The following is a 267-nucleotide window of genomic DNA, read 5'->3' as shown; positions in this document are numbered from 1 at the left end:
GCGGACAAAATGAAGTCCGGACTCGCGGATCGGTTGAAAAAAATCATCGAGATGAAGCCGCAAGCGATGAACTTCCCGCATGCTGCACCTGGTCAGCATGGTAACGGCATGTTCGGCAGCACAAGTGAAATTGCTGCGATTCTGGGCATTACCGAGGACGAATTGAACACGCAGCGCAAAGCGGGCAAATCGCTTGCCGAAATCGCTCAAGAGAAGGGCATCACCGAAGATCAGCTCATCGCCAAGCTGAAAGACAATTTAACCGAC

Annotated in this window: 1 pseudogene; it reads left to right on the top strand. The window is 52.1% G+C overall.

Annotation, left to right across the window (positions count from 1 at the left end):
* Positions 1 to 33: 33 nt before the first annotated feature.
* Positions 34 to 267 (top strand): annotated as a pseudogene (locus KVT27_RS24890) (hypothetical protein); the annotation flags it as partial.

The sequence above is a fragment of the Lysinibacillus sp. GbtcB16 genome (assembly GCF_019091145.1).
GTDB classification, from domain to species: Bacteria; Bacillota; Bacilli; order Bacillales_A; family Planococcaceae; genus Lysinibacillus; species Lysinibacillus fusiformis.
The sequence above is the reverse complement of the archived record's forward strand: the minus strand, read 5'-3'. Positions and strand labels throughout refer to the sequence as shown.